Consider the following 23,518-nt stretch of genomic DNA (forward strand, 5'->3'; position numbering starts at 1 on the left):
ACCGAATTAAGTTGAAGAAGAAATGAATCAAACTAACGTAGTTGAACAATTTAGTGCTGATAAAAACCAATTAGCGAAACATGCAACGAATGTCCATAAATTTGGTGGTAGCTCGTTGGCATCAGTACAGTGTGTTGAACGTGTCGTTGAAATAATACGACAACATTGCCAAATAAATGATGTTATTGTTGTGTCGGCCAATGGTGATACGACTGACGCTTTGTTTGATATTTACCACCAAGCGTTAGCTCAAACCGATTCATTATCGACGCAAATATTAGCTTTGCAAGATCAACAAGCGAGTTTGATCAATCAGTTGTTAAATGCTGCCAGTGCAGCACGATTAACAATGCAACTTGCTGAAGATATTGAGCAAATTACGCAATGGATGGTGTCAAAACCAGTGCAATATGAAGCTGACTTACTTGCATACGGAGAAGTATGGTCTGCTAGATTATTATCATCAGTGCTCAGCGAAACGGTTTGCCCGAGTTATTACCTTGATGCGCGCGATTTTCTAGTGATAAATAATCAAGTAGATTGCTTTGTTGAACGAGATGAAAGTTTACAGCAATTTAAAGAATGTCTTAAAGCTAATCAGCTAGCGATTGTCACCGGGTATATTTGTAAAGATATTGAAGGTAAAAGCTGCACGTTAGGGCGTAATGGTAGTGATTATTCCGCAACAATTTTAGCCTCATTTACTGCGGCAACTAATGTGACTTTATGGACAGATGTTGATGGTATTTATAGTGCAGATCCTCGTGTTGTGCCGCAAGCTCGTAAACTGCACCGCTTACCTAATGGTGTGGCAAAGGAGTTAGGCCGATTGGGCAACCCTGTGTTACACGCTAAAACATTACAACCCATTACAGCAACTGATACACATTTACATGTAGCAAGTAGCTTTGACCCTGACGTACCTGGTACTGAAATTGGTAAGTTTGGGCAAATTGCTAAACAAGAGCTATCTGTTACCTATACCAATGATTTAATTTTGGCGCAATCTGAGAGCTTTGTTGGGGATTCTGGTATTCAAGCTGAGCGTGTTTTTAATGCACTTGGCGCTGATACTAGAGCAGGTTTTATTGTCATTAAACAAGAACAACAGAAGGGGGTAAGCCAATGGTTAGCTGCCCATGATACGGAAGTATCTTTCACTCCGTGCGCTATTCTTGCCGTTGTTGGTCATAACGTTGTTGAACAAGGACAAGTAAAGGCCAGATTTAAACGTGCGCTGCGTCACCAATCTTGCTTTTCTGTTGTCAATTCGCAAAGTGCACATAGCCTGATTGCCATTTTAATCAATCCGTGTACCACTGAATTATTAAACAATGTACACCATGAAATGACAAAGGATGCCCGTCATATCGGTATGGTGGTTGCAGGCTTAGGGAATATTGGTCAACGCTTTCTTGAAATGTTACCAGCACAATTGACATCAATCGCGGTATTAGAAAATGTGCATTTAGTTGGGTTAATTTCATCTCGTAAGGCACTAGTGAATACTGACGGTATTGAAGTAAATCAAGCATTAGAGTTGTTTGCTGAACAAGCGCAGAGTTATGATAATGAGTTGTTATTTTCATGGCTAAGTAACCATCCGTATGACGAATTAATTGTTGTTGACATCACACCAAGTGAATCGTTTAGCCAGTTATATTTGCCTTTTTTCCAACGAGGAATTCATATTATTGGTGCAAACAAGTGGGCTGCTTCTTCACCTACTGAAGAATACCAATGTTTAGTTGATACATCTCGAGATAACAAAAGCATTTGGCTAGGTAATACCACGGTTGGTGCAGGCTTACCGGTAAATTATGCGATTGAAGATCTTAATCGAAGCGGTGACAACATCACGGAATTGTCGGGCATATTTTCAGGCACGTTATCATGGTTATTTCAAACCTATGATGGCAGCGTACCATTTTCGACTTTACTACTCGATGCACTCGCACAGGGGATCACTGAGCCTGACCCCCGAGAAGATTTATCCGGTAGAGATGTACAGAGAAAATTACTTATTTTAGCAAGAGCCGCTGGTTTTAATTTATCGTTATCGGATATTTCTCGACAAGACTTAGTACCGGATACGTTACAATCGTTATCGACTCAAGAGTTTTTAGCGTCAGCGGAGCAGTTAGATACGTTTTTTGCGCAAGCGTTAGATGATGCGAATAATAAAAATGCGTGTATTCGATACATTGCGAATTTTTCGGCAGATCAACACGGAAAACTGCATGCGGAAGTAAAATTAGCGGTCTTACCGAATACACATGCGTTTGCAAACTTAACGCCGTGCGACAATATTTTTCAAATTAAGAGTGGTTGGTATCAAGACAATCCGCTTATTATCAGAGGCCCTGGTGCCGGTAGAGATGTAACTGCCGGTGGCTTGCACTCTGATCTTGTGGCGATGTGTCAACAACTTGTGAATCGCAGATCAGTTGTTAAACTTAAAGGCATTGAAGAAAATAACGACGTATAATAATTTTTGGCTTATTATACGAAACTAAGATATGTATTAAGTAACAATAAGACGATTCATTTGTGCCTGTTCATAGTGTTTTTTAGCATGTTTATTATCTCAACGGTGTTTCATCGTACCTTATAGTTAGCAAATAGAAGCGAAATATTCGTATGATTGAAGCTGTTGGACCAATGGGTAAAAGTAAAGTTTTATGGGATATAGTGATTCTACAGACACAAAGTATTATATATGGCTAACAAAATAGACACTAAATTTACATTACAAGTCAAAGCGTTATTAAATAAACTGTATGGTCGCAGTGTATTGAAAGATTCATTGCTTGAACAAGCAATAGAGTTTTATGAAAAACAGCCGTTTTATCAACACAAGCTGGATAACTTAACTCAGCAAATCAACGAATTGAATACTCAAAATGGGGATGCCAGCGCGAAGCGGCAGCTTGATAAGCTCGAACGTGAATACCGTGATATCAAGCAAGAGTTTAAGTTTGAAAGCAATGACAGATACAAATACCTTTATAATATATGTAAGGAAATCCTATCCTTAACAGAAGGTGCTACTTTTGCAGAAACTATTCGAAAATCAGCGCAAATGCTCGGCACCATTCAATTACTATGTCCTACGGTAGGAAAACGTGTTGCCGAAGTAAATGAACGTAGTAAACCCTTATATAAATCAGTTCTGACCTTACGCTTGCTAGATCAGCTTTGTATTGATAAAGCGATGGTTGCAAATGATGGACATGTTAAATCAGTGCTCGGTGCTCTATCAGGAGATGCGTTTAAAACGATGCAGGAACTTGACAAGGATACTCATGAAGCATTTATTGAAAACGTTAAAATTCCTGTGGTTATGGCTTCCCTATTGCAAGATATTGGGCATTTTCATCCAGAAGCGCAGCGAATTGTAAAAGGCGCTGATGGTACCTTAGATCCCCATCGCACTTTACCCGTAGAAGAACGAAAAGCGCTGCTGCAAATTAATTATCGAGAAACAGTGAAATTTCTAATTGATGGTATTGGCGCCCCTATTTATGTAGGTAATTCTAAGGCAGATAGAGATAAATTTAATGTCGCTGAACATAAAAAATTAATATTCATTAAGCATTTATTAAAAAGTGCAATTGCACCTAAATTGGGTGTCGGTAACTTGATTAAAGTACCACAAATTTATACGTCGATAATTTTGTCAACGAAAGACAGTTATAATTATAAATTACTGCCTAAGGTATATCAGGCGTTAAATCAAAATGCTGAGCGAGGCACCTGTAGCCCTCTGGTAGTTGATACATTACGAAAAATTACAGGAGATTTTCCACAAGGATTTGGCGTTACTTTTATTCCTAAAGATTCCGATGGAAAAAGTGGAGATCATTATGAATACGCCATAGTAAATCAACTCTACCCTAAAGATCCGAAACACCCATTATGTCGTGCTGCAACGCGAGGGCTAACCTTTATAAGTCACGGACAAGATATTGAAATAGTAGATGACATTAGTTTGTATAATACAGATACAGCAAAAAAATTCGCCGCATTAAGTAAAGATCGTTTAAATGAAATTTTAGAAAAGTTAGCTTCCAACTACCAAGAAAGAAAACAATTGGATCTGCTACCAAGATGTTGGCATGCAGGTGAGTTTTTTGGTTTACCTAATCACCAAAAGCTTTGGAATAAAACGGCTAATTAGTCATGTGTTTAGGAATATTTATGCTAATATAACGTGGTGACGAACAAGGAATGTAGTATGAGCACACATGTTGAGATCGCACTTGCGGTCATTTTAATTTCATTAGTAATGTTTTTTGCGTCTTTGCTTTTTCATGATAAAGCAGGAGACAAACCAGCGCGAATTGCTTTTCGAACTTTTTACTTCTCCGCGATTCTTTTTTTTATTTCTATTTCTAATTTTGTTAGTGAACCAGCACCGTTTAATGATTTACTGACTGACATCTTTTTCGCCATCTCAAATGCTAGTTTAACGTTAGGCATTTTATGGCGTTGTAAAAGCCGTTTACCTGAAGAGTTAGTATATGGCTTAACGACACTCTATTTATGTCTGGACGTTTTTATCAATGCGTATAGTGTGCAGTTTGCATATAGCTATAATGTTATTTGTTCACTGATTTGTGCCTATGCATTGTTAAATCGTCAAGATGGTGTCAACACTGGTGATAAAGGCATGGCTGCAATTTTATTTGTACATGCAGTGTTATTAATTATCAATCTTATCAGCGTAACCGGAGTCGTAGAAGCAGGGTTATACAGCAAGTTTATGACGGTGGTGTTTGTCTTTGCACCAGCATATATGGCAGGTTTGACAATCTTTCTTTTTGCCAGCTATATGTTAGACGCACGTAAAGCACTAGAAATTCAAGCAACAACCGATCCATTAACTGGCCTATATAATCGACGTTTCTTCTTTGAACAAGCAAAGCTTGCATTATCCACCAGTGAACGTCATGGCGAACCTTTATGCTTAATGATGTGTGATATTGATCACTTTAAAGACATTAATGACTCATTTGGTCATAAAGCTGGTGACAGCGCAATTAAAGCTTTTTCAAACGTATTACAGGCGTCTTTGCGTGTAGAAGATGTTTTGGCGCGCTATGGTGGCGAAGAGTTTGTTATTTTATTGCCACAAACTAGCTTAAGTAAGGCGCAACATGTTGCGGAAAGAATGCGTAGCGAAACTGAAAATATCGCTTTAGCCTCTGAAAAAGGTTGCATTAATATCACTGCTAGCTTCGGTGTTTGCCAAGTAGGTGAATTTAAAGATATTGAAACCTCTATAAATCACGCTGATAAAGCAATGTATGCCGCTAAATCAGCTGGCCGAAATAACGTAAAAACCTATTCGGCCGTTTTAACTTAATAACAGTAATGTTGAATTAATTGGCTTAGTACCTGATGTGTTTTTGTAATTTCCGAAAATGCTAAGAATTCATTAGGTTGATGAGCTTGCGCGATTGAGCCTGGGCCCATCACAATGGTTTGACAACCCAGTTGTTGAATAAAGGGTGCTTCAGTGGCGTAGTTTACTGCACAACATTGATGACCAGATGTTTGCTCTGCAACAGTTACAAGTTCGCTTTCTTTTGCTTGTTCAAAGCTTGGTGAGCTCGGGTGAAGCTCATCAAAAGCAACACGATCAGGGTATTTTTCTGCTAATGGGGTTAAGCATTCTGCTAATAACTGGATAAGTTCACCATCTGTCATTCCTGGTAACGAGCGCATATCTAGATCGAGTTCACAGTATCCACAAATTCTATTGGCGTTATCGCCTCCTTTTATTGCCCCTAAGTTTAATGTCGGTGATTGCACATCAAATGCAGTGTTTTGAAAATTTAATGCCAGCTTTTCTTTGAGTTGTAATAATGCTGCAATCACTTCGTACATTATTTCAATAGCGTTTACGCCAAATGCAGGTGTACTTGAATGACCTGATTTACCTTTAATGGTAATCCGATGTGACATATGACCTTTGTGCATCACTACAGGTACTAAATTAGTTGGTTCACCGATAACAGCTGCATCCGGTTTAATGAATTGATTTTCAGAAAAATACCGGGCTCCGGCCATAGTGGTTTCTTCATCAGCAGTTGCTAACACATATAAAGGTTTTTTTAAATCGTGCTGCTTAATGTGTTCGCAGGCTTGTAAAATAAAGGCGAAAAAGCCTTTCATATCGCATGTGCCTAAACCATAAAATTTGTCGTCTTTACTTAATACTTTCAAAGGGTCCGATTGCCAACGATTTTCATCGAAAGGTACGGTATCACTGTGACCGGCAAGTAATAAACCTCCTTCACCTGAGCCAAGCTTGGCCAATAAATTAAATTTATTTCGTGTGCCAGGAACTGGTTGAATATCTACGGTAAATTGTAAAGTTTCAAACCAAGTGGCGAGTAGATTAATGATGTCTCTATTACCTTGATCCCAGCTTTCTTGCGTTGAACTGATAGAGGGACTAGCTATAAGTGACTGTAAAGCTTCAATAAAATTAGGAATTTGACGCATGTTTATATTACCAATAATAATTGTTGGGTATATATGCTAATTTGTTGCATAACTACCCATTTTAACTTAGAATACATTTCTAGTGTAATGAACCGGAACAATTCTGGCTATTACTAAATGAAACTTATTTGAAGATTGCGCTTAGCAGTATGATTTTCTCTTAGCTTCTAATAGTATGAGTTGAGAGATCCCGAACAAAAGTAAACCGTATTATCTTGATGTATATCTTCGATACTGTGTTTATAAATAATGAATAAAATTGCAATTATGTTGAGGTAATATGAAAGTAGCAATAGTTGGTGCAAGTGGATATGTTGGCGCTGAATTAGTGGCGTTACTAACACAACATCAAAAAATGTCGATTGAGCATTTACTCGTTTCTGAAAATAGCGAATCTGCTAACGTTGCTTTTTCCACCTTGCATCCGCGCTTTAAAGGTGTGTGTGATACTCCTTTAGTTGCATTTTCTGCGCAATGGATTGAAGCTAATGCAGATGGTTTAGATGCGGTGTTTTTTGCGACGCCTCATGAGTTTAGTGCTGATTGGGCCCAAGCATTTTTAGCTAAAGGTGTTAAAGTTCTCGACCTATCAGGTGGCTTTCGTTTAAAGAACAGTCAAGATTATCCCCAGTATTATCATTTCGAGCATCAAGATTTAACATCGCTTTCAAAAGCCGTATATGGCTTAGCAGAGTGGCATGAAGCTGATATTGCTTCGAGTGATTTAATTGCCGTACCAGGATGTTATCCAACCGCAAGTTTATTAGCGCTAAAACCGATTATTGAAAATAACCTTCAACAGTCAAACGGTTTGATCGTAGTAAATGGCATTAGTGGTGTTAGTGGTGCTGGTAGAAAAGCAAGCCTTGCTACGAGTTTTAATGAAGTGAGTTTAACACCTTATAATATATTACAACATCGTCACCAACCTGAAATTAGCCAAGAAGCAGGCGTACAAGTCATTTTTAACCCGCATTTAGCGCCTTATAAACGAGGGTTGATGGTCACTATTACCTTATCACTTAAAGTGGGTGTGACCACGGAACAGATCAGTCAAGCTTACGAAGGCGCTTATCAACGTTCACCTCTTGTAAGGCTAACACCTCAATGGCCAAAGATTGATAACGTTGCTCATTCTCCTTTCGCAGATCTTCACTGGCGTGTCGACGAAGAAAAGCAAGTGCTAGTGGTCAGTTGTGCAATTGACAATTTATTAAAAGGAGCTGCTTCACAAGCAGTGCAGTGCGCTAATATTATTTTAGGTTTACCAAGTCAGTACGGCTTGATCATGGGAGAAAACCTCTAATGGTGATAACAAAAAAACCTTTAGTGATCAAAATAGGCGGAGCCATTCTTGAAAATGGCTCTGCTTTACATGCATTGCTTAATGTTATCGCCACTTTGAATAATCAACCTGTCGTACTCGTTCATGGCGGAGGTTGCGTTGTTGATGAAATGTTAACTCAAGCTGGTTTTACTACAGAGAAAAAACATGGGTTACGTGTAACACCAACAGCACAAATGCCATTAATTGCAGGTGCATTAGCTGGAACCGTGAATAAAACCATTGTCAGTCAAGCAAACAGCTTGGGATTAACCGCTGTAGGTTTATCATTGCAAGATGGCAATATGGTGAGCTGTGATTTACACGAGCTAGGCTTAGGTCAAGTGGGTGTGCCGAAAGCGCTTAGTAGCACATTGTTGGATAATTTATTAAAGCACCATTTTTTACCGATTATTTCTTCTATTGGTGCGTTATCAAACGGCGATTTAGTCAACGTCAATGCAGATGATGCGGCGGTTGTTATTTGCCAACTATTGAATGCTGAACTGCTCTTATTGACAGACGTTGATGGCGTGAAAGACGCATCAGGTCAGTATTTAAATTCATTGAATAATACCCTTGCTAAACAATTGGTTGAGCAAGGGGTTATTGCTGGTGGCATGACAGCTAAAGTTAATGCCGCTTTGTATGCAGCGAAACAATTACGACGAAGTATCGCGGTTGCCAGCTGGAAAAAGCCAGAACAAATAGCAAAGCTATTAAATGGCGAACAAATAGGCACCCGCATAGAAGCAAACTAACGTTTTTTCTTTTTTGATACTTTAGGATTTTACCATGGCTTTGAACCATTATTTAGCTGACGATCAATTAACCAAATCGCAAATTCAAGCGTTAATTGCATTGGCGATAGACATAAAAAAAACACCTTTATTGTTTAATCAGGTGATGAAAGGCAAATCAGTGGCGATGATTTTCGAAAAACCCTCATTGCGAACTCATGTAAGTTTTGACATGGGTATAAATAAACTCGGCGGTCATGCTCTTTATTTGGGGCAGCAAAATGGGAAATTAGGTGAGCGTGAACGTGTTAGCGATTACGCAAAAAATTTATCTTGTTATGCAGATGTTATCGTAGCTCGTGTTTTTGAACACCAATCAATTCAAGGGCTTGCAGAACATGCTTCAGTACCTGTTATTAATGCATTATGTGATGTTTATCATCCATGCCAATCGTTAGCTGATTTTGTCACCTTAGCTGAACGCTTTGAAAACTTATCAGAAGTTAAACTTGCTTATATTGGTGACGGAAACAATGTGTCTAACTCGTTGATGTTAATGGCTGCGGTGTTAGGCGTCGATTTTACATTGGTGTGCCCTGAAGGTTATGGCCCAACGCAAGATATGCTGAACAATACGGCTAAGCTTGCTGAGCAAAGCGGCGCTACATTTACTTTCACAACCAACATTAATGCGTTAGGTAAGCAAGATGCGATTTATACCGATACTTGGATATCAATGGGCAATGAAGGTGATGAAGATAAAGCTGCCCTACTTGAGAAATTTAAACCCTATCAAGTCAACCATGCATTAATGAATGACACACAGGCGAGTGTTGTGATGCATTGTCAACCGGCACATTTAGAAGAAGAAATAACCACCGCACTGTTTGATGACCAAGACAAGTCCGTGGTCTTCCAACAAGCAGAAAATAGAATGTGGGCGCAATGCGCCGTACTAACGTCACTTATCAGTGAACAGTAAATAATTTTGTAAAACAGATTTAATAGGTAGAAAAATGGCTTTAGCAACGAAAAAACAAATTAAGAAAGTAGTATTAGCATATTCAGGTGGTTTAGATACTTCTGCAATTATTCCATGGTTAAAAGAAAACTATGACGGCTGTGAGGTTGTCGCCTTTTGTGCAGATGTCGGACAAGGTGAAGAGGAATTGGAAGGCATTCAAGAGAAAGCTATCGCATCGGGCGCTTCTGAATGTCATGTTGTTGACTTAAAAGAAGAGTTTGTAAAAGACTATATCTATCCAATTTTAAAAACAGGTTCAGTTTATGAAGGTCAGTACTTGCTAGGTACATCTATGGCACGTCCTGTTATCGCTAAAGCGCATGTAGAAGTTGCGTTAAAAGTTGGAGCTGATGCGGTATGTCATGGCTGTACGGGTAAAGGAAATGATCAAGTACGCTTTGAATCTTGTTTTGCAGCATTAGCACCAGAATTAACCGTTATTGCACCATGGCGTGAATGGGATATGGTGTCGCGTGAAGACCTACTTGATTACCTTGCAGAACGTGATATTCCGTGTGCAGCATCACTGACAAAAATTTATAGCCGTGATGCTAACGCCTGGCATATTTCACATGAAGGTGGTGAATTAGAAGACCCATGGTGTGAACCGTCAAAAGAAGTATGGACCATGACGGTTGATCCGATGGATGCTCCAGATACGGCAGAAAGCGTTACACTTAGTTTTGAAAAAGGCGAGCTTATTGCCGTTGATGATAAAAAATTATCAGCCTATGAAGCACTAATGTATCTTAACGATAAAGCCGCGGCACATGGTGTTGGTAGAATTGATATTGTGGAAAATCGTTTAGTTGGTATGAAATCTCGCGGCTGTTATGAAACGCCTGGGGGCACAGTATTGATGGCGGCATATAAAGGGCTAGAAACATTAATTTTAGATAAAGAATCATTAAAATTTCGTGAATCAGTTGGTTTAGAGTTTTCACATGTTATCTACGACGGTCGTTGGTTTACGCCATTAGCAAAAGCTCAGTTAGCTGCAGCCGCATCATTTGCAGAACAAATAACCGGTGATGTAGTGGTTAAAATGTATAAAGGTAATGCAACAGTTACCCAGCGTCGTTCACCAAATAGCTTATATTCTGAAGCATTTGCGACTTTTGGTGCAGATGATGTTTATGACCAAAAACATGCAGAAGGCTTTATTCGTTTATTTAGCTTATCAAGCAGAATAACCGCACTTTCACAAAAAGACGCTAAGTAATCAAAAGGAAATAATATCATGGCATTATGGGGCGGTCGGTTTAAAGAGAAAGCCAGTGTGCAATTTAAAAAATTCAATGATTCCTTACCGGTAGACTACCGTATGGCGGTGCAAGATATCGTTGGTTCAATGGCGTGGGCAGAAGCGATTCATGAAGTGGGCGTATTAAACGACGATGAGTTAACACGCTTAACGGCGGCGCTTGCTGAATTAAAGCAATCTGTTGAAGAAAACCCAAAACAAATCTTAGCCTCTGATGCCGAAGATATTCACAGCTGGGTAGAAATTCAACTAATTGAAAAAACAGGTGATTTAGGTAAAAAGCTTCACACAGGGCGAAGTCGTAATGATCAAGTTGCAACGGACCTAAAGCTTTGGTGTAAAGAAACTGGCGGTGAACTGCTAATTGCTTTGGTTAATTTACAGCAAGCCATGATGAACCTTGCAGAGCGTGAAAAGGGCACGGTATTACCGGGTTATACTCATTTACAGCGGGCACAACCCGTAACGTTTGGCCATTGGTGTTTAGCCTATGTCGAAATGTTTAACCGCGATATTGGTCGGTTAAAAGATGCGATATATCGTTTAGACGTCTCGCCACTTGGCTCAGGTGCTTTGGCAGGTACCGCGTATCCAATTGATCGTAACGCGTTGGCACACCGTTTAGGCTTTAGAAAAGCAACGATGAACAGCTTAGATGCCGTTTCAGACCGCGATCATGTCATTGAACTACTGTCTTCTGCGAGTATTTCGATGATGCATTTATCGCGTTTTGCTGAAGATCTCATCTTTTATAATTCAGGGGAAGCAGGCTTTGTCGAAATGAGTGACTTGGTGAGTTCAGGTTCTTCGTTAATGCCGCAAAAGAAAAACCCTGATGCGTGTGAGTTGATTCGCGGTAAAGCAGGTCGCGTTTTTGGCTCGCTCACAGGAATGCTAACCACCATGAAAGCTTTGGCACTTGCTTATAATAAGGATATGCAAGAAGACAAAGAAGGTCTTTTTGATGCCATGGATACATGGCTAGAATGTATGGAAATGGCAGTGTTAGTTGCAGATGGCTTAAAAGTTAATCGAAGTAGAACATTGGCGGCGGCACAGCAAGGTTATGCCAATGCAACTGAGCTTGCAGATTACCTTGTAGGTAAAGATATTCCATTCCGTGAAGCGCATCATATCGTTGGCGAAGTCGTGCTTGCTGCGATTGATAAAGGTGTTCCGTTAGAAGACTTAACCTTGACACAACTGCAAACATTTAGTGAAAAAATTGAACATGATGTTTATCAGCATTTATCGATTGAATCAACGTTAGACAAGCGTGAAGCCCTAGGCGGTACATCGCGTACACAAGTAGAAAAAGCGTTAGCGACCACACAATCAGGCAATGAAGAAATTCTGAATGAACAAGTTGTGGGCGCGCCAGGTAAACAACAGATAAAAGTAGCATTAAAGCAAGTTCAACAACGTTTGAATGCACAACGAGCGGCAGCTATGTCGGTACGTAGAGCACGTATGCCAGATGTTGATGCTATTTTTAAACTGGTTAATGACTGGGCAGAAAAGGGGGAGATATTACCGCGTTCTCGAGATAATATTATCCATGATATTCAAAATTTTGTGGTGGCAGAACTTGAAGGCGAAGTAGTGGGATGTGCGTCATTGTATATTTATCAAACGGGCTTAGCGGAAATTCGCTCTGTTGTTGTTGATAAAGAACATCATAACCTTGGTCAAGGTCAGGCACTTGTTCAATACTTATTAGAGTTTGCACATCAAATTGAATTAGAAAAAGTGATAGTACTCACTTACATACCGACATATTTTAATCAGTTAGGCTTTGCATTGATCGATAAAGCATCATTAGCGGATAATATTATTGAAGATAGTCAGCCAGGGCCCGATAAAGATCCAGCCGATGAAGTGGCGATGGAATATAATGTTGATCCAAGTAAGTAATCAAGAACATGTTCTTGGCTTAATAAGTGATAAGTGAATGAATAATAACGATTTAAGTTACGTTAAATGGTTTAGGAATGCAGCACCCTACATTAATGCACACCGTGGTAAAACCGTGGTGCTTATGTTTGGCGGTGAGGCTGTAACACATCCTAATTTTGCTAATATTATTCATGATATTGCCTTGATGCGTAGCCTAGGAATGAGATTAGTGGTTGTGCATGGCGCTCGACCACAAATTGAAGACCGCATGGCAAGACGAAATATTGAACGTATTATTGAGAATAATATTCGTGTTACAGATGCAGAAACTTTAGTGGCCGTTAAAGATGCTACTGGTTCTATGCGACTACACATTGAAGCGCTATTAACCATGGGGTTAGCGAATTCGCCCATGCATGGTTCGCAAATTCGTGTAAGCACAGGCAACTTTGTTATCGCAAAGCCGATGGGGGTGCGTGATGGCATTGATTATAAATATACTGGAAAAGTGAGACGCATCGATGCTGAAGGCATTCAGCAGCAACTTGAGTTTGGCTCTATTGTACTATTATCGCCGATTGGCTATTCACCTACAGGCGAGGTATTCAACCTGGCACTGGAAGATGTTGCTACTCAAACAGCGATAGCGTTGCAAGCAGATAAGCTGATCACGTTTACCGAAGGTGAAGGTCTCACAGACAGTGATAATAATTTAATCCGTAGCTGTAGTGTTCGCACTGTTAAAACATTACTAGATGAAAATGATTGTCATGTCCGTCAATTATTACTCAGAGCAATCATCTCTTGCGGAGAGAATGGTGTAGAACGTTGTCATTGTGTTAGTTATCAAAGTGATACTGCGTTATTGCAAGAACTGTTTACTCGGGACGGTGCAGGAACGTTAATCGCCAAAGATCATAAAGAGCAAATATGTACCGCAACCATTGATGATGTGGGTGGTATATTGGAGTTAATCGCGCCGCTTGAACAAGAAGGTATTTTAGTTAAGCGTTCTCGAGAGTTATTAGAAGTAGAAATACATCGTTTTACGGTACTTAAAAAAGAAGATGTTATCATAGCTTGTGCTGCATTATATCCTTACGAAGAAGCGTTGGCAGGAGAGATTGCCTGTGTGGCAATTCATCCCGAATATCGCAGCGGCAACCGTGGTGAACGTTTGATGGGCGAATTAGAGTTACGCGCAAAATCCAAAGGGCTAACATCACTTTTCGTGTTAACCACGGTAAGCGGTCATTGGTTTATGGAACAGGGTTTTATTGAACAACCATTAGATAAATTACCTGAAGGTAAAAAACAAATGTATAACTTTCAACGAAAATCTCAAGTCTTGATGAAAGCAATTTAGCGATTGTTGATGTTTATTCAATAATGCCTGCTTAATCATCAGAAAGACTTTATATTGACAGCTTAATCGAACATCATTCATTGAAAAATACCGCTATTATGGCGGTATTTTTTTATCTCACTTTAGCAACAAACGCCACTTAGATTGGTATTACATCACGCTACCGCAGCTTTATTTAATTAGGAAATATCAAAATAAAATATAAATTTGGAACAATTTAATAGTCCCTAAACCCTAGTTTTTAGCAATTTTGATAAAAAATGGTCAATTGTTGTTGAAATTTTGCTTTATGGTGTTGAACAAGGTAATGTAACAAAAATGTTACTTCTATAAGTAACTAGCTCTACGTAAAGGGCAATTAGCCGCAAGGATGTTGATGAATAACAACGCTAACGGTAACTGAAATACAGTTAACATAATAATAAGAATTGTCGGGTATGATAACTAAACAACAAGCATTTTTTCTTGGCAGCTTTTTGCTAAGTGCTTTTTGCTCAATGGCGCAGCAGACGTCTGATTTACCGCAAGGAAATCAATTTAATCTTTCACTAAGCAGTGAATTCGGCACAGTTGACAACTTTTTGTTTGATAACAGTGATGAACAACGCACTAATTATTGGTCGTTAAGTCCTGAACTCTATCTTCAATTTGTTACTGACAAGCAACTCTTCTCTTTTGATGCAAAAACACAATTAAACAAATTTAGTGATTTTGAACAAGACGACCATTCAAATATATGGCTTGCTCCACGTTATTTGTACCGTTTGACAGATAATAAAACGTTATCTATCAAAGCTAGCCACCAACAAACCTATGAATACAGGGGCACCGGTTTATCTTTAGGTGACGCACAAAGTTTAAATAAAGGTGACGAAAAACAACAGTCTTCGTTCTCGCTTGGATATAGCTATGGCAGTAGTTACTCAACAGCGCAATTAGCAGTAGAACTAGGTGCAGTGCAAAGTAAATATCAGACCAGACGACACGTTACCAATCAACTTGATCAAGATAAACTTTTTGCAAATGCCACTTTTGATTATCAATTAGCGGGTGGCACCTTTTTATCGAGTGCATTAGAGATACAGCAAATAGCGTTCGAGCATCAACCGATTTACGACAATACAAAGTTAACTGCCTTAATCGGTATGAAATGGCCTAAATCAGTGGTAAGCCAGTTTTCATTACTGTTGGGTTATCAAAAAATTCGTTTTGAACAGCCACTGTTTGATGATGACAGCGCTTTTAAGTGGCGTATTTCTTGGCGATGGTCTCCTGCTGAATCTACCAATGTCACATTAGCTTCTGAGCGTGATTTTGCAGCAGCTAATAGACTAAATGATAGTTATCGTTTGGTTGATAAACATGTGATGAAGTTCACACAGCAGTTGAGCGACTATTTCTTGTTATCTGCCAACGTAGGGGTAAACCAAGAAGAAGTTGTTTATCCCGATAAACGAAAAAGTGAAAACTATTTACGTGCTGGAATAAGTGTCGATTATTTAATGTCAGATAGAGTATCGCTAATATTGAACTATCAGTTAAGCGATCTTAATGCCGATGATATGCTGTTTGAATATCAAAGAAATAGTGTTTCTTTGGGAATTAAAATAACAATCTAACGAGTGGATAAGCCATGCGCTTTTTTATTGTATTTTTACTGTTGTTTACTAATTTTGCTGCTGCGATGGAGTATCAATTAGGCTCTGGTGACAGTATTGCAATCACGGTATACGATGAACCTGATTTAACCACAAAGGTAAAAATCAACAAAACAGGGAAAATATCATTTCCATTTTTAAAAGAAATAGACGTACATGGTTTAACAACTAAAAAACTCGCAGCAGTTATCCAAGAAGGATTACTGGGCGATTATTTAATTAATCCACAAGTAACGGTATCTATCATTGAATACCGACCATTCTTTATTCATGGCCAAGTAAAACAGCCAGGTGGCTATCCATTTCAAGATGATTTAACGCTTGATAAAGCTATCGCGATAGCCGGAGGGTTAGCTGCTAGAGCTTCAAAAACGAATTGGAAGGTTTCGCGTGTTATAAACGGTGAAACGGTTGTTATGTCAGCTAATGTTGCAACGGTCATCTTGCCTGACGATATTATAGAAATTGAGCAAAGTTTCTTTTGATGAATCACGATGTAACGCCTATTAACCCAACGCAAGATGAAGTAGCTCTTAAAGAGGTGCTAAGCCCTCTATGGACGCGTCGTTGGAAAATAGTATTCTTTACATTACTTATTACCTGTATCGTCGCATTTTATTCATCATTATTAAAACCGTCGTTTCAAGCCAGCGCCATTTTGCAAATTGGGAGTAATAAGCCGAGTAATACTCTTTCTATCAATGACGCCTTTAATGAGTCGAGCGCAAGTCAAGAACAAATTCAAACACAGTATGAGTTACTGCGTTCGCGAAAATTTGCTGAACGTGTAATTTCACGACTAAATTTGACTAAGCACGAAGAGTTTAACAGCGGAAAATATAATGACAAACTTCCCTTTTTAGCAGAACTTTATCGAAAAGACACTACTCCAACAATTGACCAAACTGTACGTGAATTTCATCAACGATTGACCATTAAACCGATAGCAGGTACTGAATTAGTTAACATTACGTTTAGATCCTATTTTCCTGAGCTGTCCAAACAGGTTGCTAATCAAGTTGGGCAAACATATTTACACTATCAAGATGAAATTCATGGAGCGTCAAAAGAAGCAACATCACAGTGGTTAGTTGATCAACTAGAAGAGTTAGGGAAAAAACTTGAGGCCTCTGAACGTGCTTTACAGACATATCGCGAAGAACAAGGCATCGTTGATATTCGAGGTATTGCAGGCTTAGTATCGGCAGAGCTGACTGAATTAACCTCTGCGGCATTGAAAATGTCTAAAGATGCTGACGACTTAAAGGTAACTTACGACTATATTCAAAAGCATAAATCGAGCGTTGAGCAATTAGTTGAATTGCAAAAAATCACGAATAAACCTGCATTTAGTCAATTAAGGATCAGTGAAGAGCGGGCTGAACGAAAATTAAATGAGCTTTCTCAACGCTATGGTCCAAAACATCCTAAACGAATAACCGCTCAAGCTGATCTTAATGCTATTCGTATTAATATGGCTGAAACCGTTGATGAAATTGTGATGAGCTTGGAAAAAGATTATCTCAATGCATTGGAAAAGGTAAAAGGAACTAATCAGCGGTTAGATAAAGCGAAACAACATTATTTACGCTTAACACGGTTACAAAATAAGTTTTCACAATTAGAACGAGAAGTAGACACCAATAAAGAATTGTACAGTAATTATTTAGTCAGGCTGAAAGAAGCTGACGCCATGGGGAATTACAAAGCTAATTTTTATGTTCGTTTTATTGATAAAGCGATTACACCAAAAAATAAATCAGCACCTAATCGTTCATTGATGGTGATCATGAGTTTTATTTTAGCGTTTGCGGTTATTTCAATCATTGTTATTATGCGTGAATTGTTAATGGATACTTTGAACTCTCGTCGCAAACTTGAAAACTTTAATGATGCACCTATTCTGGCAGTGCTACCTAAATTTAGGCGTAAAAATAAACAAAGTACTGAGTTGGATTATTTCAACGATAATCGTTTTACCGAGGCAGTTCGAACCCTAAGAACAGCCATATTATTTAATGCCGAAAAGAAACCGCCAAAAGTTATCGCAATCACCTCTTCTGTGCCAAATGAAGGTAAAACAACAGTTGCACTTCAACTTGCGCGTTCATTTAGTGAAATGGAAAAAGTCTTGCTCATAGAAGCTGATATGCGTCATCCAACCGTGTATAAAAATTTAGATTTAGCGCCTCATAGACCAGGGCTTTCTAACTTATTAGCGAAAACACATCAAATTAATGAATGTATCGTTAGAGACAGTCAGGTGAAATTAGATATTTTAACCTCAGGTATTACACCGGCTAATCCTTTGGCTTTCTTATCAATGAAGCGTTTTAATATGCTGATTAAAGTCTTTGGTAATTTTTATGATCGCATTATTATTGAAACACCACCTGTGAATGCCGTCAGTGATGCGGTGATCATTTCTCGTAATGTAGATAGCGTACTTTATGTCGTTCACGGCAGTAAAACTAAGCGTGATCAAATTTCAGCAGGGTTAAGGCTATTAAAACAAGCTAATGCACCGGTGCAAGGGGTGGTGATCAATCAAAGCGAAAATATCGATACTGATAAATACCACAATAAATATTACAACGATATGGCCAATATCATTAAATTACCCATGAGAAAGCAAGGCTAATATTTGAATTGTCTTTTCAATTGGCATAAACATTCCTTCGCCGATTGTTTTTTATTACACTAGTACAAACCATCTATTTTCAGCGTGTATGCAAATTCAGCAATCATTTAATTTATCTCATCATAACACCTTTAAGGTGCCGGCTATTTGTCCGCAATATTTTGAACCCAGCACGCTTGAAGAATTAAAAGAGGCGTATCAAAGCTGCAAAGGCAATTTCTACTTACTTGGTGAAGGTAGTAATACGTTGTTTATTGATAATCAAGCCCCGTTAATTATTCGCCCTAAACTCATGGGTAAATCAATTAACATGGAAAAAAATGCTGTGTTTTTAACGGTAAACTGTGGCGAAAATTGGCATGAATTGGTGCAATACTGTGTGGCAAATAACTACTACGGTATTGAAAACCTGGCATTAATTCCTGGTAGTGTTGGCGCGGCACCTGTGCAAAACATCGGTGCGTATGGTGTTGAATTGTCAGATGTTATTCAGTCTGTTTCTTGGTTCGATTTTTCACAGCAACAGGTGATAGAGCTCGATAACAGAGCTTGTGAGTTTGGTTATCGAGACAGTATTTTTAAACAGTCACTACAAGGAAAGGGAGTCATTGTCAGTGTGACTTTGAAACTCGCCAGAGAGTTTCAGCCGAAACTTTCTTATAAAGGACTAAGCTTTGAACAAAAAAAACTAACAGCAAAACATGTGATGGAAAGGGTGATAAGCATTCGTGAAAGTAAACTTCCAGATCCTAAAAAACTCCCAAATGCAGGCAGCTTTTTTAAAAATCCGATTATAAGTAGCGAAATATATCACACATTAATTGCAACATATCCCGACATGCCCGCGTATAAAGTGACTGAGCAAACCTATAAGCTTGCTGCCGGTTGGCTAATAGAGCATGCTGGATTGAAAGGGTATCGTGAAAGAGGTGTTGGTGTGCATCAGAATCAAGCATTAGTACTGGTTAATTTTGAGCATGTAAAAGGTATGCGTATCGTTGAATTAGCGACACTTATTATGGAAAAAGTACAAGAAAAGTTTGGTATTTTATTGGCTCCTGAAGTACGAATTGTTGATCGCCGAGGCCTTACATCCATTTCAGAGATAATGGTCTAATGGCTAATCTAATAAAAGAAAAAATACTGATAGCGTTAGCCGATGGACAGTTTGTGTCTGGTGAATCATTGGGCGAGCGTTTCGGTATCAGTCGAGCTGCAGTATCAAAACATATTAAAGGCATTGGTGAGTTAGGCATTGATGTTTTTAGAGTTAGCGGTAAAGGGTATCGACTGGCGCAACCAATAAACATGTTAGATAAGCGACAGATTTTAACGCATATTGATCAAGCTTATTCAGACACGATTATCGACACTAACGTGCTTATCGATTCAACAAATAGTGAATTAATGCGCCGAATTCCTTCCCAATTAACACGTGGTCAAGTGTGTATTGCAGAGTGTCAAAGTGCAGGTCGGGGAAGAAGAGGCAGAGAGTGGGTATCTCCGTTTGGTTCTCATGTTTATATGTCAATGTACTGGTATTTAGAGCAAGGAATGTCTGCTGCCATGGGGTTAAGTATGGTAACAGCACTCGCGATTAGTGATGCGATTAAGAGCTTATATGATATTGATGTTGGGCTTAAGTGGCCTAATGATATCTATTTAAAGGGAGTTAAATTAGCTGGTATATTGATTGAATTAGAAGGGCAAGCATTAGATCCGTGTCATTGTGTTATTGGGTTAGGGGTAAATGTTGATATGCCTAATAATGTCACGGATAAAATAGATCAACAATGGACTGACCTTCAATCACATGTAAATAAAATCATTGATAGAAACCAGTTAGCGGCGTGTATTATTAGTAAGTTACGTAATCGAATATTCCAACATGAAAGATCAGGCTTAGTCGATATGATTGAAGATTGGCAAGCAAGGGATCAGTTTATTAATCAACCTGTTAAGTTAATCACAGGTGTTAATGAAACCCATGGTATCTGCCGAGGTATTAATAGCCAGGGTGCGTTACTTTTAGAGGTAGACAATAAAATACAGCCTATCTACGGTGGTGAAGTGAGCTTACGAGGCCTTGCATGAAATTATTAGTGGATGCAGGAAATACGCGAATAAAGTACACGATTTTTCAAACTGGGAAGTTTTCAACTATTCATACAGTCTCTACGGGTAACTTAACACCGGAACTATCAGCAGATGTAATCGCTAAAATCACGGGCTGTTTAATTGCGAGTGTGAAACAAAGTGATGCCATATTAGCTGTGATTGATTGGTGTGAAAAACATAACATTCCGATTCAACAATTACACAGCACTGAACACCACAAGGGGTTAATCAATAGTTATCCTGAACCGCGTACCTTAGGGGTTGATCGTTGGCTTGCCATGCTTGGAGCAATGAAGCTATTTCCAAGTACATCCTTAATGGTTGTTGATGCAGGTACTGCAACCACCCTTGATTGTATATCGCAGCAGGGTAAGCATCTTGGTGGTTGGATCATCCCTGGTATAGCATTACAAATGTCTACTTTATTTGATAAAGCTGAAAAGATTCATGGCGAGCCTGTAGCTATAAATAATATTGCTTTGGGCAACAATACATCGATGGCAGTTAGCCAAGGCGCTTTAATTGTCACTCTTGGATTGATAGAGCAGGGAGTAAAACTGTGTGCTGAACAAGGATTAAAACCACATGTTATATTAACAGGTGGCAATGCTGATTATGTGAGTCAGCATTTAGCGCTTGAACATCATGTTGATCCAGCACTTATCTTTCATGGAATGAGCCAATATTGCTGATAAAGTTAGCTAATTAAGCGCAGTTTTGGGTAAAAAATCGTCAAACAATAAAAATACGACATTTTTTTGTTTTTACCTATTGCAAGGGACAAAACATTACTCTAGAATTCGCACCACTTAATGTAGTGCCGACTTAGCTCAGTTGGTAGAGCAACTGACTTGTAATCAGTAGGTCGCCAGTTCGACTCCGGCAGTCGGCACCATTAATTCTCTTTTTGAGATTTAGAATTTGGAGGGGTTCCCGAGTGGCCAAAGGGATCAGACTGTAAATCTGACGGCTCCGCCTTCGGTGGTTCGAATCCACCTCCCTCCACCATTTTACATAGTAGCTTGCTACTATGTGGAGTAAGAGTTGGATAAGAACGTAAGTTCGACAAAATTGTCAGGAACAATTTTGAACGCGCAAGCGGCCCTTTAGGGTAAAAAGGCAGGAGCCTTTTATAATCCACCTCCCTCCACCATTTTTGCATAGCTTAGGCTATGCGGCGAAGAGCAACTTATAGTTAACGCGCTCTTTCACCAATTTTGCAGGGATATTCTGATTGAATACTGCGGGTGTCGTATAATGGCTATTACCTCAGCCTTCCAAGCTGATGATGCGGGTTCGATTCCCGCCACCCGCTCCAATCTTTGTAATTTCGTGTGCTGATATAGCTCAGTTGGTAGAGCGCACCCTTGGTAAGGGTGAGGTCGGCAGTTCAAATCTGCCTATCAGCACCACTACATTGAATTCTTCATTTATCCCACTTATTAACAATATAGCTTTTATAAAACTGCTTAGAGGTAATTGAAAGTGGCTAAAGAAAAATTTGAACGTTCGAAACCGCACGTTAACGTTGGTACTATCGGTCACGTTGACCACGGTAAAACAACTCTAACTGCTGCTATCTCAGCAGTATTAACAAAAACTCACGGTGGTGATTTACGCGATTTCGCACAAATCGATAACGCACCAGAAGAGCGTGAGCGTGGTATCACGATCAATACGTCTCACATTGAGTATGACACAGCATCACGTCACTATGCGCACGTAGATTGCCCAGGTCACGCGGATTATGTAAAGAACATGATCACAGGTGCGGCTCAAATGGATGGTGCTATCTTAGTAGTAGCAGCAACAGATGGTCCAATGCCACAAACACGTGAGCACATCCTTCTTTCTCGTCAGGTTGGTGTACCTTACATCATCGTATTCATGAACAAATGTGACATGGTAGACGACGAAGAGTTATTAGAATTAGTAGAGATGGAAGTTCGTGAACTTCTTTCAGAATATGACTTCCCAGGCGATGATTTACCAATCATCCAAGGTTCAGCATTAGGTGCATTGAACGGCGAAGCGCAATGGGAAGAGAAAATCTTAGAGCTTGCAGAGCAATTAGATACTTACATTCCAGAGCCAGAGCGTGCAATTGACGGTGACTTCATTCTTCCAATTGAAGATGTATTCTCAATTCAAGGTCGTGGTACGGTAGTAACAGGTCGTGTAGAGCGTGGTATCATCAAAGTAGGTGATGACGTAGAGATTGTTGGTATCAAAGATACAACAACAACGACTTGTACAGGTGTAGAAATGTTCCGTAAGTTGCTTGACGAAGGTCGTGCAGGTGAGAACTGTGGTGTATTATTACGTGGAACTAAGCGTGATGAAGTACAACGTGGTCAAGTACTAGCGAAGCCGGGTTCAATCAACCCACATACTAAGTTCGAATCAGAAGTATATGTATTGACGAAAGATGAAGGTGGTCGTCACACGCCATTCTTCAAAGGCTACCGTCCACAGTTTTACTTCCGTACGACAGACATCACAGGTGCAGTAGAGTTACCTGAAGGTGTAGAAATGGTAATGCCAGGCGACAACTTAAAGTTTGTAGTAGAGCTAATCAACCCAATCGCGATGGACGAAGGTTTACGCTTCGCAATCCGTGAAGGTGGTCGTACAGTAGGTGCTGGTGTTGTTTCTAAGATCATCGACTAATATCGATATCTAGTTCACATCGAACATCTAAAAAAGGTCGCGTCAGCGGCCTTTTTTGTTTTAGACCACCGAACGGCGTGAAGACCGAGCACGTGTAGAAATTGGTCACAGTTGACCAATTTTAGTAAGCGAGGGCGAGGAGCTCTGCGACGAAGCTGAGAGTCGTACAGTAGGTGCTGGTGTTGTTTCTAAGATCATCGACTAATATCGATATCTAGTTCACATCGAACATCTAAAAAAAGGTCGCGTCAGCGGCCTTTTTTGCATTTAAGTTCTGGCAGCTTCACGGAGTTCCGAGATTAAA

At 39.4% G+C, this 23,518-nt stretch carries 17 protein-coding genes and 4 tRNA genes; 20 read left to right on the plus strand and 1 reads right to left on the minus strand.

Annotated elements, in window-relative coordinates; all coding sequences use genetic code 11:
- The first annotated feature begins 22 nt into the window (after positions 1-22).
- The 3 genes from metL (at position 23) to QUE72_RS01690 (ending at position 5,368) form a co-directional block, all read left to right on the plus strand.
- Positions 23-2,488, plus strand: coding sequence for a bifunctional aspartate kinase/homoserine dehydrogenase II (metL, locus tag QUE72_RS01680; RefSeq protein WP_286271131.1), 2,466 nt, complete (start codon positions 23-25; stop codon positions 2,486-2,488).
- Positions 2,489-2,719: 231 nt separating this feature from the next.
- Entirely contained in the window at positions 2,720-4,180 is a 1,461-nt protein-coding gene (locus QUE72_RS01685) for a hypothetical protein (protein ID WP_286271132.1), read from the plus strand.
- A gap of 57 nt (positions 4,181-4,237) precedes the next feature.
- Positions 4,238-5,368 carry a GGDEF domain-containing protein gene (locus tag QUE72_RS01690; RefSeq protein WP_286271133.1) on the plus strand — a complete coding sequence of 377 codons (1,131 nt, stop codon included), beginning with the start codon at positions 4,238-4,240 and terminating at the stop codon, positions 5,366-5,368.
- Here the strand turns inward: QUE72_RS01690 and argE are convergent.
- On the minus strand, positions 5,365-6,513 hold the full coding sequence (gene argE, locus QUE72_RS01695; protein WP_286271134.1) for an acetylornithine deacetylase: 1,149 nt from the start codon (positions 6,511-6,513) through the stop codon (positions 5,365-5,367). The genes QUE72_RS01690 and argE overlap by 4 nt on opposite strands.
- A gap of 280 nt (positions 6,514-6,793) precedes the next feature.
- Here argE and argC point away from each other — a divergent pair, with 280 nt between their 5' ends.
- From argC to tuf, 17 genes are all read left to right on the plus strand, one after another.
- Positions 6,794-7,819, plus strand: a complete 1,026-nt coding sequence (gene argC / locus QUE72_RS01700; protein WP_286271135.1) for an N-acetyl-gamma-glutamyl-phosphate reductase — start codon at positions 6,794-6,796, stop codon at positions 7,817-7,819.
- Complete coding sequence (gene argB, locus QUE72_RS01705) at positions 7,819-8,598, plus strand: acetylglutamate kinase (protein WP_286271136.1); 780 nt, start codon at positions 7,819-7,821, stop codon at positions 8,596-8,598. The genes argC and argB overlap by 1 nt, the downstream gene beginning before the upstream one ends.
- Before the next feature lie 40 nt (positions 8,599-8,638).
- Positions 8,639-9,559, plus strand: a complete 921-nt coding sequence (locus QUE72_RS01710) for an ornithine carbamoyltransferase (protein ID WP_286272936.1) — start codon at positions 8,639-8,641, stop codon at positions 9,557-9,559.
- Between the two features lie 34 nt (positions 9,560-9,593).
- The gene (locus tag QUE72_RS01715) at positions 9,594-10,823 is read left to right on the plus strand and encodes an argininosuccinate synthase (RefSeq protein WP_286271137.1); all 1,230 of its coding nucleotides are present in this window, start codon (positions 9,594-9,596) and stop codon (positions 10,821-10,823) included.
- A gap of 18 nt (positions 10,824-10,841) precedes the next feature.
- Positions 10,842-12,779, plus strand: a complete 1,938-nt coding sequence (gene argH / locus QUE72_RS01720) for an argininosuccinate lyase (RefSeq protein WP_074497964.1) — start codon at positions 10,842-10,844, stop codon at positions 12,777-12,779.
- 37 nt (positions 12,780-12,816) lie between these two features.
- On the plus strand, positions 12,817-14,127 hold the full coding sequence (gene argA / locus QUE72_RS01725; protein ID WP_074497966.1) for an amino-acid N-acetyltransferase: 1,311 nt from the start codon (positions 12,817-12,819) through the stop codon (positions 14,125-14,127).
- A 437-nt stretch (positions 14,128-14,564) separates the two neighbouring features.
- Positions 14,565-15,746 carry an outer membrane beta-barrel protein gene (locus QUE72_RS01730; RefSeq protein WP_286271142.1) on the plus strand — a complete coding sequence of 394 codons (1,182 nt, stop codon included), beginning with the start codon at positions 14,565-14,567 and terminating at the stop codon, positions 15,744-15,746.
- 14 nt (positions 15,747-15,760) lie between these two features.
- On the plus strand, positions 15,761-16,270 hold the full coding sequence (locus QUE72_RS01735) for a polysaccharide biosynthesis/export family protein (RefSeq protein WP_074497971.1): 510 nt from the start codon (positions 15,761-15,763) through the stop codon (positions 16,268-16,270).
- Positions 16,270-18,426 carry a GumC family protein gene (locus QUE72_RS01740; protein WP_286271145.1) on the plus strand — a complete coding sequence of 719 codons (2,157 nt, stop codon included), beginning with the start codon at positions 16,270-16,272 and terminating at the stop codon, positions 18,424-18,426. The genes QUE72_RS01735 and QUE72_RS01740 overlap by 1 nt, the downstream gene beginning before the upstream one ends.
- An 88-nt stretch (positions 18,427-18,514) precedes the next feature.
- Entirely contained in the window at positions 18,515-19,543 is a 1,029-nt protein-coding gene (gene murB, locus QUE72_RS01745) for a UDP-N-acetylmuramate dehydrogenase (RefSeq protein ID WP_286271146.1), read from the plus strand.
- Entirely contained in the window at positions 19,543-20,520 is a 978-nt protein-coding gene (birA, locus tag QUE72_RS01750; protein WP_074497977.1) for a bifunctional biotin--[acetyl-CoA-carboxylase] ligase/biotin operon repressor BirA, read from the plus strand. Before murB ends, birA begins: the two co-directional genes overlap by 1 nt.
- A complete protein-coding gene (locus QUE72_RS01755; protein ID WP_286271147.1) occupies positions 20,517-21,236 on the plus strand; it encodes a type III pantothenate kinase in 720 nt (239 codons plus the stop codon). The genes birA and QUE72_RS01755 overlap by 4 nt, the downstream gene beginning before the upstream one ends.
- A 127-nt stretch (positions 21,237-21,363) precedes the next feature.
- A tRNA-Thr gene (locus tag QUE72_RS01760) sits at positions 21,364-21,439 on the plus strand.
- A gap of 28 nt (positions 21,440-21,467) precedes the next feature.
- Positions 21,468-21,552 (plus strand) — tRNA-Tyr (locus QUE72_RS01765).
- A gap of 235 nt (positions 21,553-21,787) precedes the next feature.
- Positions 21,788-21,862, plus strand: a tRNA-Gly gene (locus tag QUE72_RS01770).
- An 18-nt stretch (positions 21,863-21,880) separates the two neighbouring features.
- Positions 21,881-21,956 (plus strand) — tRNA-Thr (locus QUE72_RS01775).
- Positions 21,957-22,029: 73 nt separating this feature from the next.
- Entirely contained in the window at positions 22,030-23,214 is a 1,185-nt protein-coding gene (gene tuf, locus QUE72_RS01780) for an elongation factor Tu (RefSeq protein ID WP_286271148.1), read from the plus strand.
- Positions 23,215-23,518: the final 304 nt, after the last annotated feature.

The organism is Thalassotalea hakodatensis (assembly GCF_030295995.1).
Classification (GTDB): Bacteria; Pseudomonadota; Gammaproteobacteria; order Enterobacterales; family Alteromonadaceae; genus Thalassotalea_C; species Thalassotalea_C hakodatensis.

Coding starts and splice junctions, on each gene's coding strand:
- argE (WP_286271134.1), bottom strand. CDS start 6,513: ATGCGTCAAATTCCTAATTTTATTGAAGCTTTACAGTCACTTATAGCT.
- QUE72_RS01755 (WP_286271147.1), top strand. CDS start 20,517: ATGAAATTATTAGTGGATGCAGGAAATACGCGAATAAAGTACACGATT.
- argC (WP_286271135.1), top strand. CDS start 6,794: ATGAAAGTAGCAATAGTTGGTGCAAGTGGATATGTTGGCGCTGAATTA.
- argH (WP_074497964.1), top strand. CDS start 10,842: ATGGCATTATGGGGCGGTCGGTTTAAAGAGAAAGCCAGTGTGCAATTT.
- QUE72_RS01735 (WP_074497971.1), top strand. CDS start 15,761: ATGCGCTTTTTTATTGTATTTTTACTGTTGTTTACTAATTTTGCTGCT.
- metL (WP_286271131.1), top strand. CDS start 23: ATGAATCAAACTAACGTAGTTGAACAATTTAGTGCTGATAAAAACCAA.
- QUE72_RS01740 (WP_286271145.1), top strand. CDS start 16,270: ATGAATCACGATGTAACGCCTATTAACCCAACGCAAGATGAAGTAGCT.
- QUE72_RS01690 (WP_286271133.1), top strand. CDS start 4,238: ATGAGCACACATGTTGAGATCGCACTTGCGGTCATTTTAATTTCATTA.
- QUE72_RS01715 (WP_286271137.1), top strand. CDS start 9,594: ATGGCTTTAGCAACGAAAAAACAAATTAAGAAAGTAGTATTAGCATAT.
- argA (WP_074497966.1), top strand. CDS start 12,817: ATGAATAATAACGATTTAAGTTACGTTAAATGGTTTAGGAATGCAGCA.
- birA (WP_074497977.1), top strand. CDS start 19,543: ATGGCTAATCTAATAAAAGAAAAAATACTGATAGCGTTAGCCGATGGA.
- QUE72_RS01730 (WP_286271142.1), top strand. CDS start 14,565: ATGATAACTAAACAACAAGCATTTTTTCTTGGCAGCTTTTTGCTAAGT.
- murB (WP_286271146.1), top strand. CDS start 18,515: ATGCAAATTCAGCAATCATTTAATTTATCTCATCATAACACCTTTAAG.
- QUE72_RS01685 (WP_286271132.1), top strand. CDS start 2,720: ATGGCTAACAAAATAGACACTAAATTTACATTACAAGTCAAAGCGTTA.
- argB (WP_286271136.1), top strand. CDS start 7,819: ATGGTGATAACAAAAAAACCTTTAGTGATCAAAATAGGCGGAGCCATT.